This window comes from Pseudomonas simiae (genome assembly GCF_000934565.1).
Lineage (GTDB): Bacteria > Pseudomonadota > Gammaproteobacteria > Pseudomonadales > Pseudomonadaceae > Aquipseudomonas > Aquipseudomonas simiae.
On record NZ_CP010896.1, the window covers coordinates 4279721 to 4300242 of the forward strand.

Genomic DNA, 20522 nt, shown 5'->3' on the forward strand with positions numbered 1-20522 from the left:
ATGACCCTGGAAACCTGGCTGCTGTTCAGCGGCGCGGCATTGATCGTGATCCTGATCCCGGGGCCACTGTCCCTGTTGATGATCAGCAACAGTCTCAACTATGGTCTGCGTCGCTCGTACCCGGCGTTTCTTGGCGGCGTGTTTGCCTCAATCTGTCTGTTGAGCGCCTCGGCACTTGGCCTGGGCGCGTTGCTGCTGGCCTCAGAACAAGTGTTCAGCGCACTGAAGATCGTCGGCGCGCTCTACCTGTTCTACCTCGCCTGGCAGAGTTGGCAGCAATCGCGCCAACCCTCCCAGGGTGCGGTGGTCCCCCAGGCCATCGCCACACCGCGTTTTCGCGCCTTGTTTGGCCGCGCCTTTGTACTGGGCGCCAGTAACCCCAAGGACATCCTGTTCTTTGCTGCTTTCCTGCCGCAGTTTCTCAACCGCGAGCAACCGTTCCTCTCACAACTGTTGGTCATGATCGCCACCTGGGCCATGCTCGATCTGCTCTGCAAATTGGCCTACGGCCTTGGCGCCCAGGGCGCTGCGCGCTATCTGCGCAGCGGCAACGGCCAGAGCTGGTTCAACCGTGTCAGTGCGGGGCTATTCGGCGGCGCGGGGGTGATGGCGCTGATCAAGGTCAGGACGGGCTGACTTTGGCAAAATAAACGCTGGGTTGACTCATGCCCTCAGTACTCCATTGAATGCCTGCAACAATCCTGATCAGACGGTTTTCCCTCATGGCACGCTTGACGCTTGCCAACGGAAGCAGATGAGGATGGTCGATGAAGGTTTTTTTGAACCATTCATTCGTCAGCCGTGTGTTCAACCTTATCGTACCTGCGTAAGTCCAATGGGTTGATAGGTAGTAAACCTCGTTCGAACTGGAAAGGGCATGAGTCGCGATCAGGTCATGTACAAGTACATTCGAACGTCTTACCTGAACCTGCTGCACATCGAAGCCCTGCTGCTGCAACTCCCGCGTGACAGCCTGACGCATTGCAATACCCCGCTGCTCCGTCTGCCTGCCGCCCCGGGGGCGAAGCGCCGGGTCCAAATTGTGGATCCGAAAATCGACACGAGTGAAGCCTGGGGCCTTGTCTTCCAGACTAATGAATATCGATGTTCTTCCCCTCTCGGTGGCCCGCAGCATTCTCAGCAAATCATCCGTCTGACCCGGCCTCGCGGGGGCCGCGGGCAACCAATTGTCCAGCGTCGCCCTGACATTGAGCATGTGGCTGGCCGTCGCGGGACGCTCCGGGCCTGACAATTCAATAATCCTTGCCACGGCAAACTCTCGGCTTTTGGCGGTAAGGGTCGGGAACGCTGTGCCTACAGACTGCGACAAAGGCCTATCGAACAAGCGTTTATGAACCTGCCAGTGACCCGCAGGATTACGTGACACCGGAAAGGGCTGCTCGTGTAACTCCGAGCTTGCCCAACGTTCAAGGCTCAGGGTCGCCAGTGAAACCAGCGGCTCATTGCGGTGGATAAACACGATGCCATCCAAGGGCGCCTGGTCACCTTGCGGGAGCAGCCTGTAATAACCACTCCACAGATCAAGCACGCCTGCATCAGGGGGCGCCATCTGCAGGAGATAGTGCGGAAATCCACGGGCATCCAACGCGTTATGGAATATCCCAGGCGCCGGGGAACTCATCTGCGTGTCCGGAGGTTGGGTACGCCAATTCAACCAATGGTCAGACGTCGTCATGGACTGACGAATGGCGTCTTCCGTTGCCCCGCGCACAGTCGGTGGGCGCCAATCGGGCGGCGGTGGCGTGGGTGGACGCCACGGGTTGAGACTGCCCGAACTCGGCCCCGCCATCGGTTGCGGCGCATCCGCGCTCAGTAACCATTCCCTGGGCTGGTGGATAGTCAGAATCAGTTCGTCTTGACCCGGTGACTGCCGGTTTTTCAGACGCAACCACTGCTCGCTGCCGCGCCGGTAAAGCGGAAACTGGTGGGTGCCATCCTCCACGAAACACTCGCCATTTTTCACGTAGACACCACGCTCGCTGGCACCTTTGAGCGCTACGGCTCCCTCAGGTACGCCTTTGACCTTGAAACGCTCCAGCGCTTTGAGCTGAGTCACCGCGGGTGGCGCAAAGCGCGAAGGCCCACTGTTTTCGGCCATGCGCAAGCGATGTATCCGACCCAACACGGCGCTCAGTGTTGGCCGTGCAATACGGGGTACGGCACTGCCCGCCTTCCTCGGGCCGGGTATGAAGTTCGAAAACAGGTCGATCGCCAAAAACACGCTCATAAAACCCACATCGACGGCATCGTGAGCATCACCAAAACGATGAAAACGCCGCGCGACCAGCAACAACTCATAGGCTTCATTGAACATCCCGTAGAGCGGAGAAAAAAAACCTACCAACCTACGCCGGGTGGCATCGCTCTGCTCACCCAGGCGGCGAGCTCGATATTCCTGCAGCGTCTTGCCGGAATCACTGGCGGCCTGGGTCCGGCGTTGCAGTTCAAGCACGCTGGCGCGGTACAGCAAGGCCTGGGCATGGCTGTGAGAGGTTGGGACAACCGCCAGCCAGTGCTGTGGATCACAGGCAATCTGCTCGAGGACTTGAGCTTCAATCAGGTCCGGTATCGGTGTGGGCTCCAGGTGCTTGATGCTAAATGAGCGTACAAACTCAAGCCCCTGCCAAACCCCCTTCACCATGAAAAAACCAGGTAATCGGTCCAGCAAACTGAAGGTGATGCCATCCGGATGATGGGTTATTGGATCAATTGCCCAACCGGGGGCGACCTGTCGCGCCAGCGCCTTGGCGTTGTCCGGCAATGCACCGATACGGTTGAGTTCATCATGGGCCCGTTGCAGGCTGCCGTACTCGGTGAGTATCAGGTTTTGCGCCGCCTCGGGCCAATAGACCACGCACACCCCGGAAGTCTCGTCGTGCACCAGCACAATCCCCGCGATATAGCGATCATGCAGCATCGTGTGCCCCACCAATTGAATCACGTACAACTGCAACTGGTGCTGGTTTTTCAACAGATCTTGCGGTGTTCTTGCCGCCATTGCCGTGTTGAATACACGCTGTGCGGTAGCCGACAGCCCCCGCTGAGCGGCCGAGAAAAGATGATGCTCAAAGCCGGTACGCAAGGCACGATTCAATAGCTCGGGAATACGCCCTTCGCCGGGCCTTCCGTGAGCGTCAACGCGTGGATAAAACACCTCATTGATCAACGCATCGTACTGGCCGCCGATATCCAGTGAGGACACCAGACTGATCAGGTAACCCGCATTGAGCCGCTGCTGCCAGTCAGGCTTTAGATAACGGGCACGATTGAGTCGCCACTTCGTCCAGGGGGCCAGCGGGTCCAGGTTGTGCAGTGCCAGTTGCAGCAGACTGAACGTTGTCCGCTCAGCGGTCGGGGTCAGTCTTATGTTGCGATCGCCCACCGTGCACGTGGCTGAGCCGACACAAAAGCTGCCGTATACGCCATCAGGCATATCAATAAAGGGCGCATCGATATCCCACTGCGGGGAGATACCATCCTGACTCAAGCGAGTCTTCAAGGTGCGACGGGCGAACGTATACAGGTCAGGCAGCACGTACTCAAGCCGGTTTTCGAAGGCATAGGTACTGCTCAGGTACAGACGCTGCAAGTGCATGAATTTTTTACGCTGGGCGCGCGTGGCATATGCCAGCCACGTGGGCAGTTTCTTCGCCTCAGACACGGTTTTGCGCAGTAGCTCGACATTCGCCCAAGCCTGGCTCAGGGCATTATTGACGGGGATTTTCAGCTGCTCCTCCAGCTCGCCCCTCAATAGCGCACGACTCAACTCGGGGCCCTTTACCTCACTGAAAATGCGTGTAATGTCCTCGGTGCTTGTCTCCAGGCGATGGTAACAACCGAGCAATTTTTTCAGTGCGGCCAGCGCTGGCTTGCCCTTGATCTCAAGGTAACGAACAGCGAGTGTTGCCCGCGCCGCATGGGCACGCAGGTCGCGGCGTTTATCACGCTCGACAGCGCCCCACAGCACCGAGCCGTCAAGGCTGCTCAAGCTGGCCTTTAGGCTCCGGGTCAATGCGTCCACACAGGAAAACGCCTTTACCCCACCCTCCACTCCAAACGCGTACAACACCACCGGATGCTGGCGGGTCGGGACCCTCATCGCAGCCGCCGTCGTTATCACCCAGACGTTATGAAGCGGGTAGAAGGCGTCCGGCTCGCTGCCCACCGCAATCGACAACACCCGGGTATCAGTGTCCGCGAATCGGGTTGCCGAGGGCTGCGCTACCACTTCAATCACCAAATCTCGATGGGCCGTACCGATCAACTTGAGTCGGTGTAGCAACTGAACCTCACACCGCAAGGATTCGGTCTGGGCCTGCATAAAACGATTAACCCGTCGGGCTCTACCTGCTCCGTCAGGACGCTCCGCCCAGAAAGCCAGCTCGAGCAGCCGGGACCTTGCGTTTTGCATCGCCGTATTCAGCACAAAGGCATGCACGCTGAGTTGCCCCATCAGGGACATGATCTCCAGATAGGCTGGCGTTTCTGCGCTGATGTCATCCAGGTTGAGCAGTGCGAGCAGACGTTTTTCATAGCGCTTGACCTGCTGTTCCTCGGTGAGCAGGGCCAAACCCGGCGCTGAACTGGCGAAGACTATTTCTTCAGCGCGTCGTTGCTGGTCCCACCTGAGCAAGTGATCGCCCATGGAGCCGAGCCGAGCGCCACCGGCCAATTGCTTTCGGGCGCACTGCGCATGCGTAAGAAACATCGCTGCGTTCAGGGGTTGAGGTGCGGGTTTCTGGTCAGAAAACACGTGCGCAAAATGAACCTTTACCGCACATCCCAGCTCGTTGTTCCATTGCCCGGCCAGTAACGCCTGGGCGCCCTGCTCCAGTGCATCGTCCATCACCTCCAAGCCACAAATAAAACCAGCCGCTGGCGATATATCTGCCGGCCGGTGCAACGCCTTACGGCGACTGATCGGCAAGCAATCCCAGAGCTCATGGAACAGGGACTCGTTCAACGCCAGCAGGTCGCACTGCAGGGCATTGAAGGACGCGGCCTCGTAAAAATTCCGAACCGCCCCCGGTAGATAAACCACATGTGACGCGTCGCTGGAATTGCCCTCCCGGTAAAGATACAACGCACCGGGAATCGCGACGGCAGGAGTACCCGGCCACATCAATTGGCTCACTTTCACGCTGGCCCACTCCCCACCGGCGCGCTCACGCGCTGCTGCGGCCGGAGCATCGATCAGGGCTTGCACCATGGCCATGCCCGCACTCGTCAACTCCTCCAACTGCAACGCCATGAAGGCACGGTCGGCGAAGAGCGCCTTTTGCAACTCGACCCAACGCTCGCGACGTGTGAGCCAGGATCCAGGCACCAGGGTGTTCCAATAGCGCGAGGCCGCGTGATCCAGTCGCTCAAAGAGCCTCAGCGCTATAACACGCTGCAAAACCTCCTGCGGCGTGTACGGTAACTGTTTGTTCGGATCGCCCCTGACACTCAATGCAGTGAATTGATTGACGTTGGTCACCACCGTGGGCAGGGCCAGTAACGACAACGCCCGGTCGGTCAGGCTGTCGACTTTGTGGGGTATGCCCGGTGGCCTGGACTCGGTAAACAACAGGCTATCCGGTTCCATTGCGAACGCTTTGCGCAACTGGGCGCGAATGACCGCCAGGATTTTGGGCGAACGCCCTATCAGGCGAGCAAGTTCATGCGTCGACTCTTTACACCGCGAGTCGGCAAGCGCGATCTGATTGATCAGACGGCTGGGGCGGGTGGCGGCGGCGATCCGCCGCATCAATGGCTCCCGAATAGACTGTAACGCATGGGGATCGTCGGGATCGAAAGAGGGCGCAGCGCTCGGGTGATCCGTGGGCAATGTCATGATGCTTTCTTATCGAGGAGGAAAACGCCCAGCCTAAACATCACCAACCGCCCCACGGCACTAGATAGTTAGCCGTGCAACGGGCAAAAAAAAGCCCGCAGTGTGCGCGGGCGAAACCAACGAAGAGCTTTGGGGGTGTGAAGCGAGGTGACGCTCAGCTACCGCGATAGGTGGAGTAGCTGTAAGGCGAAATCAGCAGCGGGACATGATAGTGATCCTGTTCGGCGCTGATGCCGAAACGCAGCACCACCACGTCGAGGAAGGCAGGATCTGGCAGTTGCACACCACGGGCGCGGTAATAATCACCCGCGCTGAATTGCAGCTGGTACACCCCACTGCGGTAATCATCACCTTGCAACAATGGTGCGTCGCAGCGGCCGTCGCTGTTGGTCACCGCGGTGGCTACCCGCTCCAGCTGTGCGCCTTCGACGCGGTACAGCTCCACCTTGATTGCGCTGCCGGGGCAACCGTGTGCGGCGTCCAAAACGTGTGTGGTCAAACGTCCCATGGCGTCTACGCGCCTCCCATAGTCAGTAGAAAAGTGATCCGCACCTTTTCAGAGCAGCGAAAAAGCCGGCAGTGACTGATTAAGACACTTTTAAATAAAATTGTACACAATAAATTCAACACGCCATCGCTCCCCTTTGGAAGCGAGCGCGCTCGCGAAAATCGTCAACAAAAACCCTGGCGTTCAGGCTGAAAGTTGACGCTCTCACGTTTTTCACGGGCACACTCGCTCCCGCAAGGAATTTTTGCCAGGTTAGCTGACCGGTTGGGCAAGTTTCTTGCAGGTGTTTATTCCAGTGGCCCGCGGAAAAAATGCAGAAATCTAGGCTTACAAAGTGGACAATAAGTTGTATACAATCACTCATCGCTAACACGACGAACAAGAAGGAAGACTGCAGTGAGCGCTGACTACCCACGCGACCTGATCGGTTACGGCAGTAACCCTCCTCACCCCCACTGGCCGGGCAAGGCGCGCATTGCGCTGTCTTTCGTACTCAACTACGAAGAAGGTGGCGAGCGCAACATCCTGCACGGAGACAAAGAGTCCGAAGCCTTCCTTTCGGAAATGGTCTCGGCCCAGCCGCTGCAAGGCGCACGCAACATGAGCATGGAGTCGCTGTACGAATACGGCAGCCGTGCCGGCGTGTGGCGCATCCTCAAGCTGTTTAAAGCATTCGATATCCCACTGACCATCTTCGCCGTGGCCATGGCTGCCCAGCGTCACCCGGATGTGATCCGCGCGATGGTCGAGGCCGGCCACGAAATCTGCAGCCACGGCTACCGCTGGATCGACTACCAGTACATGGACGAGGCCCAGGAGCGCGAGCACATGCTCGAAGCGATCCGCATCCTCACCGAACTGACTGGCGAACGCCCACTGGGCTGGTACACCGGCCGCACCGGCCCCAACACCCGGCGTTTGGTGATGGAGGAAGGCGGTTTCCTCTACGACTGCGACACCTACGACGACGACCTGCCCTACTGGGAGCCCAACAACCCCACCGGCAAGCCGCACCTGGTGATTCCCTACACCCTGGACACCAATGACATGCGCTTCACCCAGGTGCAGGGTTTCAACAAGGGCGATGACTTCTTCGAATACCTCAAGGACGCCTTCGACGTGCTCTACGCCGAAGGCGCCGAGGCGCCGAAGATGCTTTCCATCGGCCTGCATTGCCGCCTGATCGGCCGTCCGGCACGCCTGGCGTCGTTGAAGCGGTTTATCGAGTACGCCAAAGGTCACGAACACGTGTGGTTCACTCGCCGCGTCGATATCGCCCGTCACTGGCAGGAAACCCATCCGTACACGGGAGCAGCGAAATGACTGCGTTCCAAACCCTTAAGCCGTCGACCCTGAGCCGCGATGAATTCGTCAACGCCTTCGCCGACATCTACGAACATTCGCCATGGGTGGCCGAAAAGGCCTTCGCGCTGGGCCAGGACGCATCGATCGACCAGATCGAAACCCTGCACCAGCGCATGAGCGACATCCTGTTGAGCGCTGATCATGCCAGTCAACTGGCGCTGATCAACGCTCACCCGGACCTGGCCGGCAAAGCCGCCGTCCAGGGCCAACTGACCGAAGCCAGCACGAATGAGCAAGCTGGCGCCGGTATTCACCAATGCACGGCCGAAGAGTTCTCACGCTTCACCGAGCTGAACGATGCCTACAAGGCCAAGTTCAAGTTTCCCTTCATCATGGCGGTAAAAGGCAGCAACCGACATCAGATCCTGGCCGCGTTCGAAACGCGCATCCACCACTCGGCGGACGCTGAGTTCAAATGCGCACTGGCCGAGATCAATAAGATCGCGTTGTTCCGATTACTGACCCTCTAAACGACCATCCCCAGCCACTCTTTTTAAGGCAGACAAGAAGAATGAAAGCTTACGCCGTACCTTTCGAAAAGTTCGTCAACCTGGCCGACGCCCGCCTGGGCACCAAGATCATCTCCGTCACCGATGACTGGTTCGCCGACGCCAACCGCCTGTTCCAGCCGACCCCGGCCGTGTGGAAGGAGGGCGTTTTCGATGACAACGGCAAGTGGATGGACGGCTGGGAGTCGCGCCGCAAGCGCTTCGAAGGCTACGACAGCGCAGTGATCCGCCTGGGTGTACCCGGTTCGATCAAGGGCGTGGACATTGACACTTCATTCTTCACCGGCAACTTCCCGCCGTCGGCCTCCCTGGAAGCCTGCTTCCTGGCTTCGGGCGAGCCGGATGACAACACCCAGTGGGTGGAAGTGCTGTCCGCCGTCGAGTTGCAAGGCAACAGCCACCACTACCACGAGATCAACAACGACCAGGCGTTCAGCCACCTGCGTTTCAACATCTACCCGGATGGCGGCGTGGCCCGTCTGCGCGTGTACGGCGTGCCGTTCCGCGACTGGTCCTCGGTGGGCGACAACGAACAGGTCGACCTGGCTGCCGCACTCAACGGCGGTCGCGCCCTGGCCTGCTCCGATGAACACTTCGGCCGCATGAGCAACATCCTCAACCCAGGCCGTGGCATCAACATGGGTGACGGCTGGGAAACCGCACGTCGTCGCACGCCAGGCAATGACTGGGTGATCGTCGCCCTGGGCCACCCGGGCGAGATCGAGAAGATCATCGTCGATACCCTGCACTTCAAGGGCAACTACCCGGACACGTGCTCGATCCAGGGCGCCTTCGTGAAGGGCGGCACCGACAGCCAGATCGAAACCCAATCGTTGTTCTGGCGCGAATTGCTGCCGGCGCAGAAACTGGAAATGCACGCCGAACACACCTTCGCCGAGCAGATCAAGGCACTGGGGCCGATTACCCACATCCGCCTGAATGTGTTCCCGGATGGTGGTGTGAGCCGCCTTCGCGTCTTGGGCAAGGTAGCGAAATAAAGGTGAACCCAATCGCGGGCTAGCCCGGCTCCCACAGGGGTACGCGGTCAAATGTGGGAGCCGGGCTTGCCCGCGATAGCGGTAGACCAGACAACATCAAATTCGGAAACTTAAGAAGACAGCCATGCGCACACTGATGATCGAACCCCTGACCAAAGAAGCCTTCGCGCCTTTCGGAGACGTTATCGAAACCGACGGCAGCGATCACTTCATGATCAACAACGGGTCGACCATGCGCTTTCACAAATTGGCCACGGTCGAAACCGCACAGCCGGAAGACCACGCCATCATCAGCATCTTCCGCGCCGACGCGCAGGACATGCCGCTGACTGTGTGCATGCTGGAACGACACCCGCTGGGCAGCCAGGCTTTCATTCCGCTGCTCGGCAACCCCTTTCTGATCGTGGTCGCGCCACTTGGCGATGAACCTGTATCGGGCTTGGTCCGCGCCTTCGTCACCAACGGCAGGCAGGGCATTAATTACCATCGCGGCGTCTGGCACCACCCGGTGCTGACGATCGAAAAGCGGGATGACTTCCTGGTGGTTGATCGCAGTGGCACAGGCAATAACTGCGATGAGCATTTTTTCAAAGAGGATGAGCGGTTGATCCTCGCCCCCCACCAATAAGAGAAGGTCTGATCACCCGACAACAAGGGTGACAGGCGAGAGGTAAGGACTGTGGAAGCACATTTGATGGAATGGCTGAACCTGAGCGTGCGCTGGGTTCACATGATCACGGGCGTCGCGTGGATCGGCGCTTCTTTCTACTTCGTCTGGCTGGAAAACAACCTCAATCGCGTCAACCCCAAGAGCGGCCTGGCCGGTGACTTGTGGGCGATCCACGGTGGCGGTATCTACCACCTGGAAAAATACAAACTGGCGCCGCCGACCATGCCGGACAACCTGCACTGGTTCAAATGGGAAGCCTATTTCACCTGGATGTCGGGCATTGCGCTGCTGTGCGTGGTGTTTTACTGGAACCCCACGTTGTACCTGCTGGCCCCGGGCAGCAGCCTCAGTGGTCCGGAAGGCGTGTTGCTGGGCATAGGCTCACTGTTCGCCGGCTGGTTCATCTACTCCTTCCTTTGCGACTCGGCCCTGGGCAAGCGCCCTGCCCTGCTCGGCTTCATTCTGTTCGTGCTGTTGATTGCCGCCGCATACGGCTTCAGCAAAGTGTTCAGTGGCCGTGGCGCCTACCTGCACGTCGGTGCGGTGATCGGCACCATCATGGTCGGTAACGTGTTCCGCATCATCATGCCGGCGCAACGCGCGTTGGTCGCAGCGATCGCAGAGAATCGCACGCCCGACCCGGCACTGCCGGCCAAGGGCTTGCTGCGTTCGCGTCACAACAACTACTTCACCTTGCCGGTGCTGTTCATCATGATCAGCAACCACTTCCCGAGCACCTACGGCAGCCAATACAACTGGCTGATCCTGGCGGGTATCGCGGTGGCGGCGGTGTTGGTACGGCACTACTTCAATACCCGTCACAACAGCCAGAAGTATGCGTGGACCTTGCCGGTTGGCGCGCTGGCGATGATCTGTCTGGCCTACGTCACCGGACCAAAACCGGTGTCGACCGCACCAGAAGTGGCCAAGGCGCCCGCCGCCATCGAGTACCAGCCATTGCCGGAAACGGCGCTGGGCGGTGGTTTGAAACCCGCTGCACCTGCCGCACCGGCCGCTGAACCGGCACCGGCCCAGGCCACCACGGATTTCGGCCAGATCCACAGCGTGATCGAGCAGCGTTGCACTGTGTGCCATTCGGCCAAGCCCACCAGCCCGCTGTTCAGCACCGCGCCGGCCGGGGTGATGTTTGACACACCGGCGCAGATCCAGCAGCAGGCCGCGCGTATTCAAGCGCAAGCCGTGACGAGCCAGATCATGCCGTTGGGCAACATCACCCAGATGACCCAACAGGAGCGGGATTTGATTGGTACCTGGATCAACCAGGGAGCCCGCACCAATTAACTGACTGACTCACACAGATCCAAATGTAGGAGCGGGCTTGCTCGCGAAGGCGCTGGATCAGTCAGCACACTCAATGACTGACACACCGTATTCGCGAGCAAGCCCGCTCCCACAGAGAATTTGTGGTGCTGTAGAGATTGCGTTCCACACAACACAAAAATAAAAAAGATCCGAGGTGTTGCATGACCGAGTTAGCCGAACCGCAGATTCCCGCCGCGCCCGCCATGGTGCGGCTGCCCCTCTTGCAACTGATTCTGGTAGGCCTGCAACACGTCTTGCTGATGTACGGCGGCGCCGTCGCCGTGCCCCTGATCATTGGCCAGGCCGCCGGCCTGAGCCGTGAAGAAATCGCCTTTCTGATCAACGCCGACCTGCTCGTGGCCGGTATCGCCACCATGGTGCAGTCGTTCGGCATCGGCCCGGTGGGCATTCGCATGCCGGTGATGATGGGCGCCAGTTTTGCCGCCGTCGGCAGCATGGTCGCGATGGCCGGCATGCCAGGCATCGGGTTGCAGGGGATCTTCGGCGCGACCATCGCCGCCGGGTTCTTTGGCATGCTCATCGCGCCGTTCATGTCCAAGGTCGTGCGTTTTTTCCCACCATTGGTGACTGGCACAGTGATCACCGCAATTGGCCTGTCGCTGTTTCCAGTGGCGGTGAATTGGGCCGGCGGCGGCAGTGCCACCGCCACGTTCGGCTCACCAATCTACCTGGCGATTGCCGCACTGGTACTCGCCACCATCCTGCTGATCAACCGCTTCATGCGCGGCTTCTGGGTGAACATCTCGGTGCTGATTGGCATGGGCCTGGGCTACGCCTTGTGCGGTGCACTCGGTATGGTGGACCTCAGCGGCCTGGCGATGGCGCCCTGGGTGCAGGTGGTGACACCCTTGCACTTCGGCATGCCTACGTTCGAATTGGCGCCGATCCTGTCGATGTGCCTGGTGGTGGTGATCATCTTTGTCGAGTCCACCGGGATGTTCCTCGCCCTGGGCAAGATCACCGGCCAAGACGTCACGCCGAAGATGCTACGCCGCGGGCTGCTGTGTGATGCCGGCGCGTCGTTCTTTGCCGGTTTCTTCAACACCTTTACCCACTCCTCGTTCGCACAGAATATCGGCCTGGTGCAGATGACCGGCGTGCGTTGCCGTTCGGTCACCCTTATGGCCGGGGTCTTCCTCATCGTGCTGAGCCTGTTGCCCAAGGCCGCCTACCTGGTGGCGTCGATTCCTCCGGCGGTGCTGGGCGGCGCGGCCATCGCCATGTTCGGCATGGTGGCGGCGACCGGGATCAAGATCCTGCAGGAAGCCGACATCGCCGACCGTCGCAACCAGTTGCTGGTGGCGGTCAGTATCGGCATGGGCCTGATCCCCGTGGTGCGCCCGGAGTTCTTCGCGCAGCTACCGTTGTGGATGAGCCCGATTACCCACAGCGGCATCGCCATGGCCACGCTCAGCGCGTTGTCGCTGAATATCCTGTTCAACATCCTGGGCGGCGCGGAACGCCCTGAAGTTGCCCCTACGCATTGATTCCTTCGTTCTAACAAAAACAATAACGAAACAGGAATATCAACATGCACACCCTTCACTTGGGGCCGGCCACAAGCCGTGCCCCATTCTCGCCCCACGCGCTCTCTAACAGCGCACTTGAGCCACGGCCTGGGAGCCAGTATTCTCCGCGCCCGCTCGAATCGACTCAAAAAAAAACAGCGAATGTAAAAACTGACTGCAAGGCCAACTTATCCCGGCCTTATGTCTGCAGCCAAAGTGCGCAAAAGTCCTCTGAATTCGACTGCATCCGATGCAGCCGACAGGGATTTTTTGGCTTTTTAAACACCTTGGCGCAGCTCTTGCTAAAAGCACTAAAGCTGACCGAACAGACGATTTTTTCAGCGAACCAAAAGGCGCCACACCAGAGCGCCTGCGTAGAAGAAAAACCATAAAACTTTAACTCGGGAGCAACCGAATGAAACCTATGTTCAAAGGCCTGATGCTGGCGGGATCACTGCTGGCCGGTGGCCAAGCCGTGGCCGGTGACCTGTTGCAGTGGCAGAACAACAGCCTGACTTATCTGTGGGGCAAGAGCTTTACCGTCAACCCGCAGATCCAGCAAACCGTCACGTTCGAACATGCCGATGCCTGGAAATACGGCGACAACTTTATCTTCGTCGACCGCATCTTTTACAACGGCAAGGAAGACGGCAACGTCGGCCCCAGTACTTACTACGGTGAAATAAGCCCGCGCCTGTCGTTCGGCAAGATCTTTGATAAAGACCTGTCGTTCGGCCCAATCAAAGACGTGCTGCTGGCGTTCACTTACGAGTTTGGCGAAGGCGATAACGAGTCGTACCTGCTCGGCCCTGGCTTTGACCTGAACATCCCCGGTTTCGACTACTTCCAGTTGAACTTCTACCAGCGCCAGACCGAAGGCAATCGCCCGGGTGACGGTGTTTGGCAGATCACTCCGGTGTGGTCGTACACGATCCCGGTGGGCAACTCGAATATCCTGATCGACGGCTTTATGGACTGGGTAGTCGACAACGACAAGAACGCCCGTGGCACTTACCACGCCAACCTGCACTTCAACCCGCAGGTCAAATATGACCTGGGTAAAGCGCTGCATTGGGGCGACAAGCAGTTGTATGTCGGCTTTGAATACGACTATTGGAAGAACAAGTACGGGATCGAAGATTCGGGCGCGTTCAAGACTAACCAGGACACTGCGAGCTTCCTGGTCAAGTATCACTTCTGATTGACCCTCGTAGGAGCCGGCAAGCCGGCTCCTACAGGTTCGGTGTCAGGCCGAGGAACCGGGTGAGTTCCTCGCGCTTGGCCAGCGCATCCTTGCGCCCCAACTCGATCAACTCGCTGCAATACCCCGCCTCGAACAGCAAGTAACTCAATACCCCTGCCCCACTCGTCTTGGTCGCCCCCGGCCCACGCAAAAACAAGCGCAATGCCGCCGGCAATTCCTGACGGTGCCGCGCGGCGATTTCATCGATCGGCTGGCTAGGTGCAATCACCAGCACGTCCACCGCCGCCACACCAGGCGCGGCATGGCTGAACTGATTCAAGCGCTCCAGCAACTCGATATCGCTTTCCAGGCTGTCAATGAAGGTGCTGTTGAGCATATGCCCGCCGATCTGTGCCAAGGTCGGCTCTTGGCCGGTGTAGGTACGTTGCGTCGCGGGTTCATTGCCGCGTGGGTTGCCGCTGACGCCAACCACCAACACGCGACTGGCCCCCAGGTGCAACGCCGGACTGATGGGCGCCGACTGCCGTACGGCGCCGTCGCCGAAATACTCCTGGTCGAGTTTGACCGGCGCAAACAGCAAGGGAATCGCTGAACTGGCCAGCAGGTGTTCAACCGTGAGTTGCGTGGGCATGCCGATGCGACGATGGCGCAACCAGGCGTCGATGGTGCCGCCGCCCTGGTAGAAGGTCACTGCGTGGCCGGACTCGTAACCGAAGGCCGTGACCGCCACCGCGTGCAGATGCTTATTGCGAATGGCTTCATCGATGCCGGGCAAGTGCAGCTTGTCTTTGAGCAGCGCTTTGAGGGGCGTGCTGTCGAGCAGCGCCACCGGCACCTGAGCGCCCAGGCCCAGGAGGCTGTGGATCAAGAAACGGCTGGCCTGGCGGATCACCCCCGGCCAATCACTGCGCAGCACCAGATGGCTACGGAAGCCCTGCCAGAAAGCGGTAAGACGTTGTATCGCGGCCCTGAAGTCCGTGGCGCCACTGGCCAGGCTCACCGCATTGATCGCGCCGGCCGAGGTGCCGACAATCACCGGGAAAGGGTTGGGTGCGCCCGGCGGCAACAGTTCGGCAATTGCCGCCAATACCCCCACTTGATACGCCGCTCGCGCCCCGCCGCCGGAAAGAATCAAGCCTGTAACCGGTTCAGCTGGGCGCATTGCGTCACTCCATGTGGGGAAATGTCTGTCTTATCGGCGGCGTTTTTCGTACAGCTTAGGCTCACCCGGTGGCCGGCTCTTGAAGCGGCGATGGGTCCACAGGTATTGCTCAGGGCATTCACGTACCGAAGCTTCGACCCATTGGTTGATGCGCAGGCAGTCGACTTCATCGCTCTCGCCAGGGAAGTCAGTCAGCGGCGGATGAATCACCAGGCGGTAACCGCTGCCATCGGCCAGGCGCTGCTGGGTGAACGGCACCACCAATGCCTTGCCCAGCTTGGCGAACTTGCTGGTGGCCGGCACGGTGGCGGCCTGGATACCGAACAGCGGCACGAAGATACTTTGCTTGGCGCCGTAGTCCTGGTCCGGCGCGTACCAGATGGCCCGGCCGGCGCGCAGCAGCTTGAGCATGCCGCGCACGTCTTCGCGCTCCACGGCCAGGGAATCGAGGTTGTGGCGCTCGCGGCCACGGCGCTGTATGTAGTCGAACAATGGGTTGCCGTGCTCGCGGTACATGCCATCGATGGTGTGCTTTTGCCCCAGCAACGCCGCGCCGATTTCCAGGGTAGTGAAGTGCAGGGCCATGAGGATCACGCCCTTTCCATCCAGCTGGGCTTGCTTGAGGTGTTCCAGGCCCTCGACGTGGGCCAGGCGCGCCAGGCGCTGGCGCGACCACCACCAGCTCATGGCCATCTCAAAGAAGGCGATGCCAGTGGAGGCGAAATTTTCCTTGAGCAGCTGTTTGCGCTCTTTGGCGGATTTTTCCGGGAAACACAGTTCCAGATTGCGCGCGGCAATGCGGCGACGCTCGCCGGCCACACGGTACATGCCGGCGCCCAGCAGGCGACCAATGGTCAGCAGCGCGCGATACGGCAGTTGAGTGACCAGCCACAACAGGCCGAGTCCCAGCCATAACAGCCAGAAACGCGGGTGAAGAAATACAGCTCGAAAACGCGGGCGATCCATTACAGATTCCGGTAAAGACAAGGGCCGCGCATTCTACAACGGTTCGACTCGGCTTGCGGCGGGTGAGTGTTCTCGTTATAAGTCTCGACACTTTTCGTGACAAGCCGCTTTTGCCGACCATGAGCCAAACCGAACCGCTAGACCAAGATCCCGTGTTCCAGCTGAAAGGCAGCATGCTCGCCATCACCGTGCTGGAACTCGCCCGTAACGACCTCGACGCCCTGGACCGCCAGCTCGCCGCCAAGGTCGCCCTGGCGCCGAATTTCTTCAACAATGCCCCGCTGGTACTGGCGCTGGACAAACTGCCGGCCGGCCAAGGCAGCATCGACCTGCCCGGTCTGATGCGCGTGTGCCGCTCCCATGGCCTACGTACCCTGGCAATCCGCGCCAGCCGTATTGAAGACATTGCCGCTGCAATCGCCATTGAACTGCCAGTACTGCCACCGTCCGGCGCGCGCGAGCGTCCGCTTGAACCATTGGTCGGTGAAGAGAAGAAAAAACCGGAAAAACCACCCGAGCCTACGATCAAGCCTACAAAGATCATCACCTCGCCCGTACGCGGCGGACAGCAGATTTACGCCCAGGGTGGCGACTTGGTGGTGATCTCTTCGGTCAGCCCGGGGGCGGAACTTCTTGCCGATGGCAACATCCATGTATACGGCCCGATGCGCGGACGTGCCCTCGCCGGCATCAAGGGTGATACCAAGGCCCGTATTTTTTGCCAGCAGTTGACCGCTGAGCTAGTGTCCATCGCAGGCCAGTACAAGGTTTCAGAAGATTTGCGCCGTGATCCGCTGTGGGGGGCTTCGGTGCAGGTCAACCTGTCGGGCGATGTGTTGAACATCATCCGTCTTTAACGGATACTGCCGCATTTTCCAAGCATCTCTAGACTCTGATAGCACAGCGAAACCGGCATTACTTATGTAGGAATATTTTTTTCCTACAAGGCTGTCCGCCTGCAGCGAGTTCCAAGAGATGTTTTTCAGGGACCGAAACGTCCTTCTTCCTTAGGGGTGAAACACCTTGGCCAAGATTCTCGTGGTTACATCCGGCAAGGGTGGTGTGGGTAAGACCACCACCAGCGCCGCTATCGGTACCGGTCTCGCTCTGCGCGGCCACAAGACAGTTATTGTCGACTTCGACGTCGGCTTGCGTAACCTCGACCTGATCATGGGTTGCGAACGCCGCGTGGTGTATGACTTCGTCAACGTGGTCAACGGTGAAGCCAACCTGCAACAGGCCCTGATCAAGGACAAGCGCCTTGAGAACCTGTACGTGCTGGCCGCCAGCCAGACCCGTGACAAAGACGCGCTGACCAAAGAAGGCGTAGGCAAAGTCCTGGCCGAGCTGAAGGAAACCTTCGAATACGTGGTCTGCGATTCGCCGGCCGGTATCGAGACCGGCGCTCACCTGGCGATGTACTTCGCCGATGAAGCCATCGTCGTGACCAACCCGGAAGTCTCCTCCGTACGTGACTCGGACCGCATGCTGGGCCTGCTGGCCAGCAAATCCAAGCGCGCCGAAGAAGGCCAGGACCCGATCAAGGAGCACTTGCTGCTCACCCGTTACAACCCTGAGCGCGTCAGCAACGGCGAAATGCTGGGTGTTGAAGACGTGAAGGAAATCCTCGCAGTGACCCTGCTGGGCGTGATCCCAGAATCCCAGGCCGTCCTGAAGGCTTCCAACCAGGGTGTTCCGGTGATTCTTGACGACCAGAGCGACGCCGGCCAGGCGTACAGCGATGCAGTGGATCGCCTGCTGGGCAAGACCGTGGAACACCGCTTCCTCGATGTCAAGAAGAAGGGATTCTTCGAGCGTATCTTTGGAGGCAACTAAACAATGAAATTTCTCGACTTCTTTCGCGCCAACAAAAAGCCTACGACCGCGTCGGTAGCGAAAGAGCGTCTACAGATCATCGTGGCGCACGAACGCGGCCAACGCAGCACGCCGGACTACCTGCCAGCCTTGCAGAAGGAACTGGTTGAGGTGATCCGCAAGTACGTCAATATCGGCAACGATGACGTGCATGTCGCTCTGGAAAATGACGGCAGCTGCTCGATTCTGGAACTCAATATCACCCTGCCTGATCGTTGATCGAACAGGCGGTCGCCACGGCGGCTCACACACCTTGATCCCTTTTCGGGAACCGGGTGGGCGAGCCGCCGTTGGCGTTTGTTACGAGGCTGTTTAATGCCGCTGTCCAACATCCATATCCTCTATCAGGACGACGCTGTCCTGGTGGTGAACAAGCCCACTCTGCTGCTCTCGGTGCCTGGCCGCGCCGACGACAACAAGGACTGCCTGATCACCCGCCTGCAGGAAAACGGCTATCCTGAAGCCCGCATCGTCCATCGCCTGGACTGGGAAACCTCCGGCATCATCCTCCTGGCCCGTGACGCCGACACCCACCGCGAACTGTCCCGCCAGTTTCACGACCGTGAAACCGAAAAGGCCTACACCGCCCTGGCCTGGGGCCAACCGGAACTGGACAGCGGCAGCATCGACTTGCCTTTGCGCTACGACCCGCCAACCAAACCACGGCATGTGGTGGACCACGAATTCGGCAAGCATGCGCTGACCTTCTGGAAAGTGTTGGAGCGTTGTGGCGACTGGTGCCGCGTGGAACTGACGCCGATCACCGGGCGCTCGCACCAGTTGCGTGTGCATATGCTGTCCATCGGGCATCCGTTGCTGGGTGATGGCTTGTATGCCCATGAACAAGCGTTGGCTGCCTGGCCGCGGCTGTGCCTGCATGCAAGCATGCTCAGTTTCACCCATCCACAAAGCGGCGAGCGCTTGCGCTTTGAGTGCCCTGCCCCCTTTTAAGCTGCGAACACGGGTAAATGTGGGAGGGGGCTTGCCCCCGATGGCGGAGTGTCAGTCACTGTATTTGCTCACTGACACTCCGCAATCGGGAGCAAGCCCCCTCCCACATTTGTTCTGTGCACTTCTGGCCATCGAACGGTAAACTCCGCGCATTGCTGTCTGGAGCTATTTATGCGCGAAGCGTTGAATCAAGGCCTGATCGACTTCCTCAAGGTCTCCCCTACTCCTTTTCATGCCACTGCCGCCCTGGCCCAGCGCCTGGAAGCGGCCGGTTACCAGCGTCTCGATGAGCGCGAAACCTGGACCACCGAGGCCAACGGTCGCTATTACGTGACCCGCAACGATTCCTCGATCATCGCCTTCAAGCTCGGCCGTCATTCGCCGCTGCAGGGCGGTATCCGCTTGGTCGGCGCCCACACCGACAGCCCGTGCCTGCGGGTCAAGCCCCAGCCGGAACTGCAACGCCAGGGTTTCTGGCAACTGGGCGTGGAAGTCTATGGCGGCGCACTGCTGGCGCCATGGTTCGACCGCGACCTGTCCCTGGCCGGCCGCGTGACGTTCCGCCGCGACGGCAAGGTCGAAAGCCAGTTGATCGACTTCAAGCTGCCTATCGCTATCATCCCCAACCTGGCCATTCACCTAAACCGTGAAGCCAACCAGGGCTGGGCGATCAATGCCCAGACCGAGCTGCCACCCATCCTCGCGCAATTTGCCGGGGACGAGCGCGTGGACTTCCGTGCCGTGCTCACCGAGCAGCTTGCACGCGAACATGGTTTGAACGCCGACGTGGTGCTCGACTACGAGCTGAGCTTCTACGACACCCAAAGCGCTGCAGTCATCGGCCTGAACGGCGACTTCATCGCCGGTGCACGCCTGGACAACCTGCTGTCCTGCTATGCCGGCCTGCAAGCCTTGCTCACCAGCGACAGCGAAGAAACCTGCGTGCTGGTGTGCAACGACCACGAAGAAGTCGGTTCCTGCTCGGCGTGCGGTGCCGATGGCCCGATGCTGGAACAGACCCTGCGTCGCTTGTTGCCGGAAGGTGATGAATTCGTACGTACCATTCAGAAATCCCTGCTGGTGTCGGCGGACAACGCCCACGGCGTACACCCGAACTACGCCGAGAAGCATGACGCCAACCACGGTCCCAAGCTCAACGCCGGCCCGGTGATCAAGGTCAACAGCAACCAGCGCTACGCCACCAACAGCGAAACCGCCGGGTTTTTCCGCCACCTGTGCATGGCCCAGGAAGTACCGGTGCAGAGCTTCGTGGTACGCAGCGACATGGGCTGCGGCTCCACCATCGGCCCGATCACCGCTAGCCACCTGGGCGTGCGCACCGTGGACATCGGCCTGCCGACGTTTGCCATGCACTCCATTCGTGAGCTGTGCGGCAGCCATGACCTGGCGCATCTGGTGAAGGTGCTGGGCGCGTTCTACGCGAGCCACGACTTGCCCTGAGACCGAGGCGCGGCCATCGCGGGCAAGCCCGCTCCCACAGGGGAATGCATTTCAACTGTGAGAGCGGGCTTGCCCGCGATGACGATTGCAGATACCCACCACGCTATCTGACTCACATCAATTCCATTTCCCGTAATCGCGCCT

General features: G+C 59.6%; 18 protein-coding genes. 14 read left to right on the plus strand and 4 right to left on the minus strand.

All coding sequences use genetic code 11. The annotated features are described in order from the left end of the window. A complete protein-coding gene (locus PF1751_RS19415; protein ID WP_010208841.1) occupies nt 1–636 on the plus strand; it encodes a LysE family translocator in 636 nt (211 codons plus the stop codon). Here PF1751_RS19415 and PF1751_RS19420 read toward each other — a convergent pair. Together PF1751_RS19420 and uraH are read right to left on the minus strand one after the other, a co-directional pair. Continuing rightward, the gene (locus PF1751_RS19420; protein ID WP_044287593.1) at nt 623–5857 is read right to left on the minus strand and encodes a dermonecrotic toxin domain-containing protein; all 5235 of its coding nucleotides are present in this window, start codon (nt 5855–5857) and stop codon (nt 623–625) included. The two genes, PF1751_RS19415 and PF1751_RS19420, sit on opposite strands and share 14 nt — an antisense overlap. Before the next feature lie 154 nt (nt 5858–6011). After that, complete coding sequence (uraH, locus tag PF1751_RS19425) at nt 6012–6365, minus strand: hydroxyisourate hydrolase (RefSeq protein ID WP_021490807.1); 354 nt, start codon at nt 6363–6365, stop codon at nt 6012–6014. 396 nt (nt 6366–6761) lie between these two features. On the opposite strand from uraH, the gene puuE reads away from it, so the two are divergent. The 8 genes from puuE to PF1751_RS19460 all read left to right on the plus strand — a co-directional run bounded on the left by puuE (nt 6762) and on the right by PF1751_RS19460 (nt 13960). Next, nucleotides 6762–7688, plus strand: coding sequence for an allantoinase PuuE (gene puuE / locus PF1751_RS19430; RefSeq protein ID WP_010208837.1), 927 nt, complete (start codon nt 6762–6764; stop codon nt 7686–7688). Beyond that, nucleotides 7685–8200, plus strand: a complete 516-nt coding sequence (gene uraD, locus PF1751_RS19435; protein ID WP_010208836.1) for a 2-oxo-4-hydroxy-4-carboxy-5-ureidoimidazoline decarboxylase — start codon at nt 7685–7687, stop codon at nt 8198–8200. Before puuE ends, uraD begins: the two co-directional genes overlap by 4 nt. Before the next feature lie 41 nt (nt 8201–8241). Next, complete coding sequence (alc, locus tag PF1751_RS19440; protein ID WP_010208835.1) at nt 8242–9237, plus strand: allantoicase; 996 nt, start codon at nt 8242–8244, stop codon at nt 9235–9237. Nucleotides 9238–9361: 124 nt separating this feature from the next. Further along, nucleotides 9362–9865: an ureidoglycolate lyase gene (locus tag PF1751_RS19445; protein WP_010208834.1), complete on the plus strand. Its 504-nt coding sequence runs from the start codon at nt 9362–9364 to the stop codon at nt 9863–9865. 51 nt (nt 9866–9916) lie between these two features. Further along, complete coding sequence (locus tag PF1751_RS19450; RefSeq protein ID WP_044287594.1) at nt 9917–11209, plus strand: urate hydroxylase PuuD; 1293 nt, start codon at nt 9917–9919, stop codon at nt 11207–11209. A 182-nt stretch (nt 11210–11391) separates the two neighbouring features. Continuing rightward, entirely contained in the window at nt 11392–12738 is a 1347-nt protein-coding gene (locus PF1751_RS19455) for a nucleobase:cation symporter-2 family protein (RefSeq protein WP_010208832.1), read from the plus strand. Nucleotides 12739–12782: 44 nt separating this feature from the next. Then, complete coding sequence (locus tag PF1751_RS28950; RefSeq protein ID WP_139136431.1) at nt 12783–13151, plus strand: hypothetical protein; 369 nt, start codon at nt 12783–12785, stop codon at nt 13149–13151. Between the two features lie 23 nt (nt 13152–13174). Then, nucleotides 13175–13960: an outer membrane protein OmpK gene (locus PF1751_RS19460; RefSeq protein WP_010208831.1), complete on the plus strand. Its 786-nt coding sequence runs from the start codon at nt 13175–13177 to the stop codon at nt 13958–13960. 31 nt (nt 13961–13991) lie between these two features. Here PF1751_RS19460 and PF1751_RS19465 read toward each other — a convergent pair whose 3' ends face one another. Both PF1751_RS19465 and PF1751_RS19470 read right to left on the minus strand, forming a co-directional pair. After that, complete coding sequence (locus PF1751_RS19465) at nt 13992–15125, minus strand: patatin-like phospholipase family protein (RefSeq protein ID WP_021490810.1); 1134 nt, start codon at nt 15123–15125, stop codon at nt 13992–13994. A 30-nt stretch (nt 15126–15155) separates the two neighbouring features. Next, a complete protein-coding gene (locus PF1751_RS19470) occupies nt 15156–16091 on the minus strand; it encodes a lipid A biosynthesis lauroyl acyltransferase (protein ID WP_010208829.1) in 936 nt (311 codons plus the stop codon). 119 nt (nt 16092–16210) lie between these two features. Here PF1751_RS19470 and minC point away from each other — a divergent pair, with 119 nt between their 5' ends. From minC to PF1751_RS19495, 5 genes are all read left to right on the plus strand, one after another. Further along, nucleotides 16211–16948 (plus strand): septum site-determining protein MinC, encoded by a 738-nt coding sequence (gene minC / locus PF1751_RS19475; protein ID WP_010208827.1) that lies wholly within the window; start codon nt 16211–16213, stop codon nt 16946–16948. A 166-nt stretch (nt 16949–17114) separates the two neighbouring features. Further along, on the plus strand, nt 17115–17927 hold the full coding sequence (gene minD, locus PF1751_RS19480) for a septum site-determining protein MinD (RefSeq protein ID WP_003175251.1): 813 nt from the start codon (nt 17115–17117) through the stop codon (nt 17925–17927). A gap of 3 nt (nt 17928–17930) precedes the next feature. Then, nucleotides 17931–18185, plus strand: a complete 255-nt coding sequence (gene minE, locus PF1751_RS19485; protein ID WP_010208824.1) for a cell division topological specificity factor MinE — start codon at nt 17931–17933, stop codon at nt 18183–18185. A gap of 96 nt (nt 18186–18281) precedes the next feature. After that, the gene (locus PF1751_RS19490; RefSeq protein WP_010208822.1) at nt 18282–18917 is read left to right on the plus strand and encodes an RluA family pseudouridine synthase; all 636 of its coding nucleotides are present in this window, start codon (nt 18282–18284) and stop codon (nt 18915–18917) included. Between the two features lie 171 nt (nt 18918–19088). After that, a complete protein-coding gene (locus PF1751_RS19495; RefSeq protein WP_010208821.1) occupies nt 19089–20378 on the plus strand; it encodes a M18 family aminopeptidase in 1290 nt (429 codons plus the stop codon). Nucleotides 20379–20522 lie beyond the last annotated feature (144 nt).

Coding starts and splice junctions, on each gene's coding strand:
- PF1751_RS19490 (WP_010208822.1), top strand. CDS start 18,282: ATGCCGCTGTCCAACATCCATATCCTCTATCAGGACGACGCTGTCCTG.
- PF1751_RS28950 (WP_139136431.1), top strand. CDS start 12,783: ATGCACACCCTTCACTTGGGGCCGGCCACAAGCCGTGCCCCATTCTCG.
- PF1751_RS19445 (WP_010208834.1), top strand. CDS start 9,362: ATGCGCACACTGATGATCGAACCCCTGACCAAAGAAGCCTTCGCGCCT.
- PF1751_RS19460 (WP_010208831.1), top strand. CDS start 13,175: ATGAAACCTATGTTCAAAGGCCTGATGCTGGCGGGATCACTGCTGGCC.
- alc (WP_010208835.1), top strand. CDS start 8,242: ATGAAAGCTTACGCCGTACCTTTCGAAAAGTTCGTCAACCTGGCCGAC.
- PF1751_RS19420 (WP_044287593.1), bottom strand. CDS start 5,857: ATGACATTGCCCACGGATCACCCGAGCGCTGCGCCCTCTTTCGATCCC.
- uraH (WP_021490807.1), bottom strand. CDS start 6,365: ATGGGACGTTTGACCACACACGTTTTGGACGCCGCACACGGTTGCCCC.
- uraD (WP_010208836.1), top strand. CDS start 7,685: ATGACTGCGTTCCAAACCCTTAAGCCGTCGACCCTGAGCCGCGATGAA.
- minE (WP_010208824.1), top strand. CDS start 17,931: ATGAAATTTCTCGACTTCTTTCGCGCCAACAAAAAGCCTACGACCGCG.
- PF1751_RS19415 (WP_010208841.1), top strand. CDS start 1: ATGACCCTGGAAACCTGGCTGCTGTTCAGCGGCGCGGCATTGATCGTG.
- minC (WP_010208827.1), top strand. CDS start 16,211: ATGAGCCAAACCGAACCGCTAGACCAAGATCCCGTGTTCCAGCTGAAA.
- PF1751_RS19495 (WP_010208821.1), top strand. CDS start 19,089: ATGCGCGAAGCGTTGAATCAAGGCCTGATCGACTTCCTCAAGGTCTCC.
- PF1751_RS19455 (WP_010208832.1), top strand. CDS start 11,392: ATGACCGAGTTAGCCGAACCGCAGATTCCCGCCGCGCCCGCCATGGTG.
- PF1751_RS19465 (WP_021490810.1), bottom strand. CDS start 15,125: ATGCGCCCAGCTGAACCGGTTACAGGCTTGATTCTTTCCGGCGGCGGG.
- PF1751_RS19470 (WP_010208829.1), bottom strand. CDS start 16,091: ATGGATCGCCCGCGTTTTCGAGCTGTATTTCTTCACCCGCGTTTCTGG.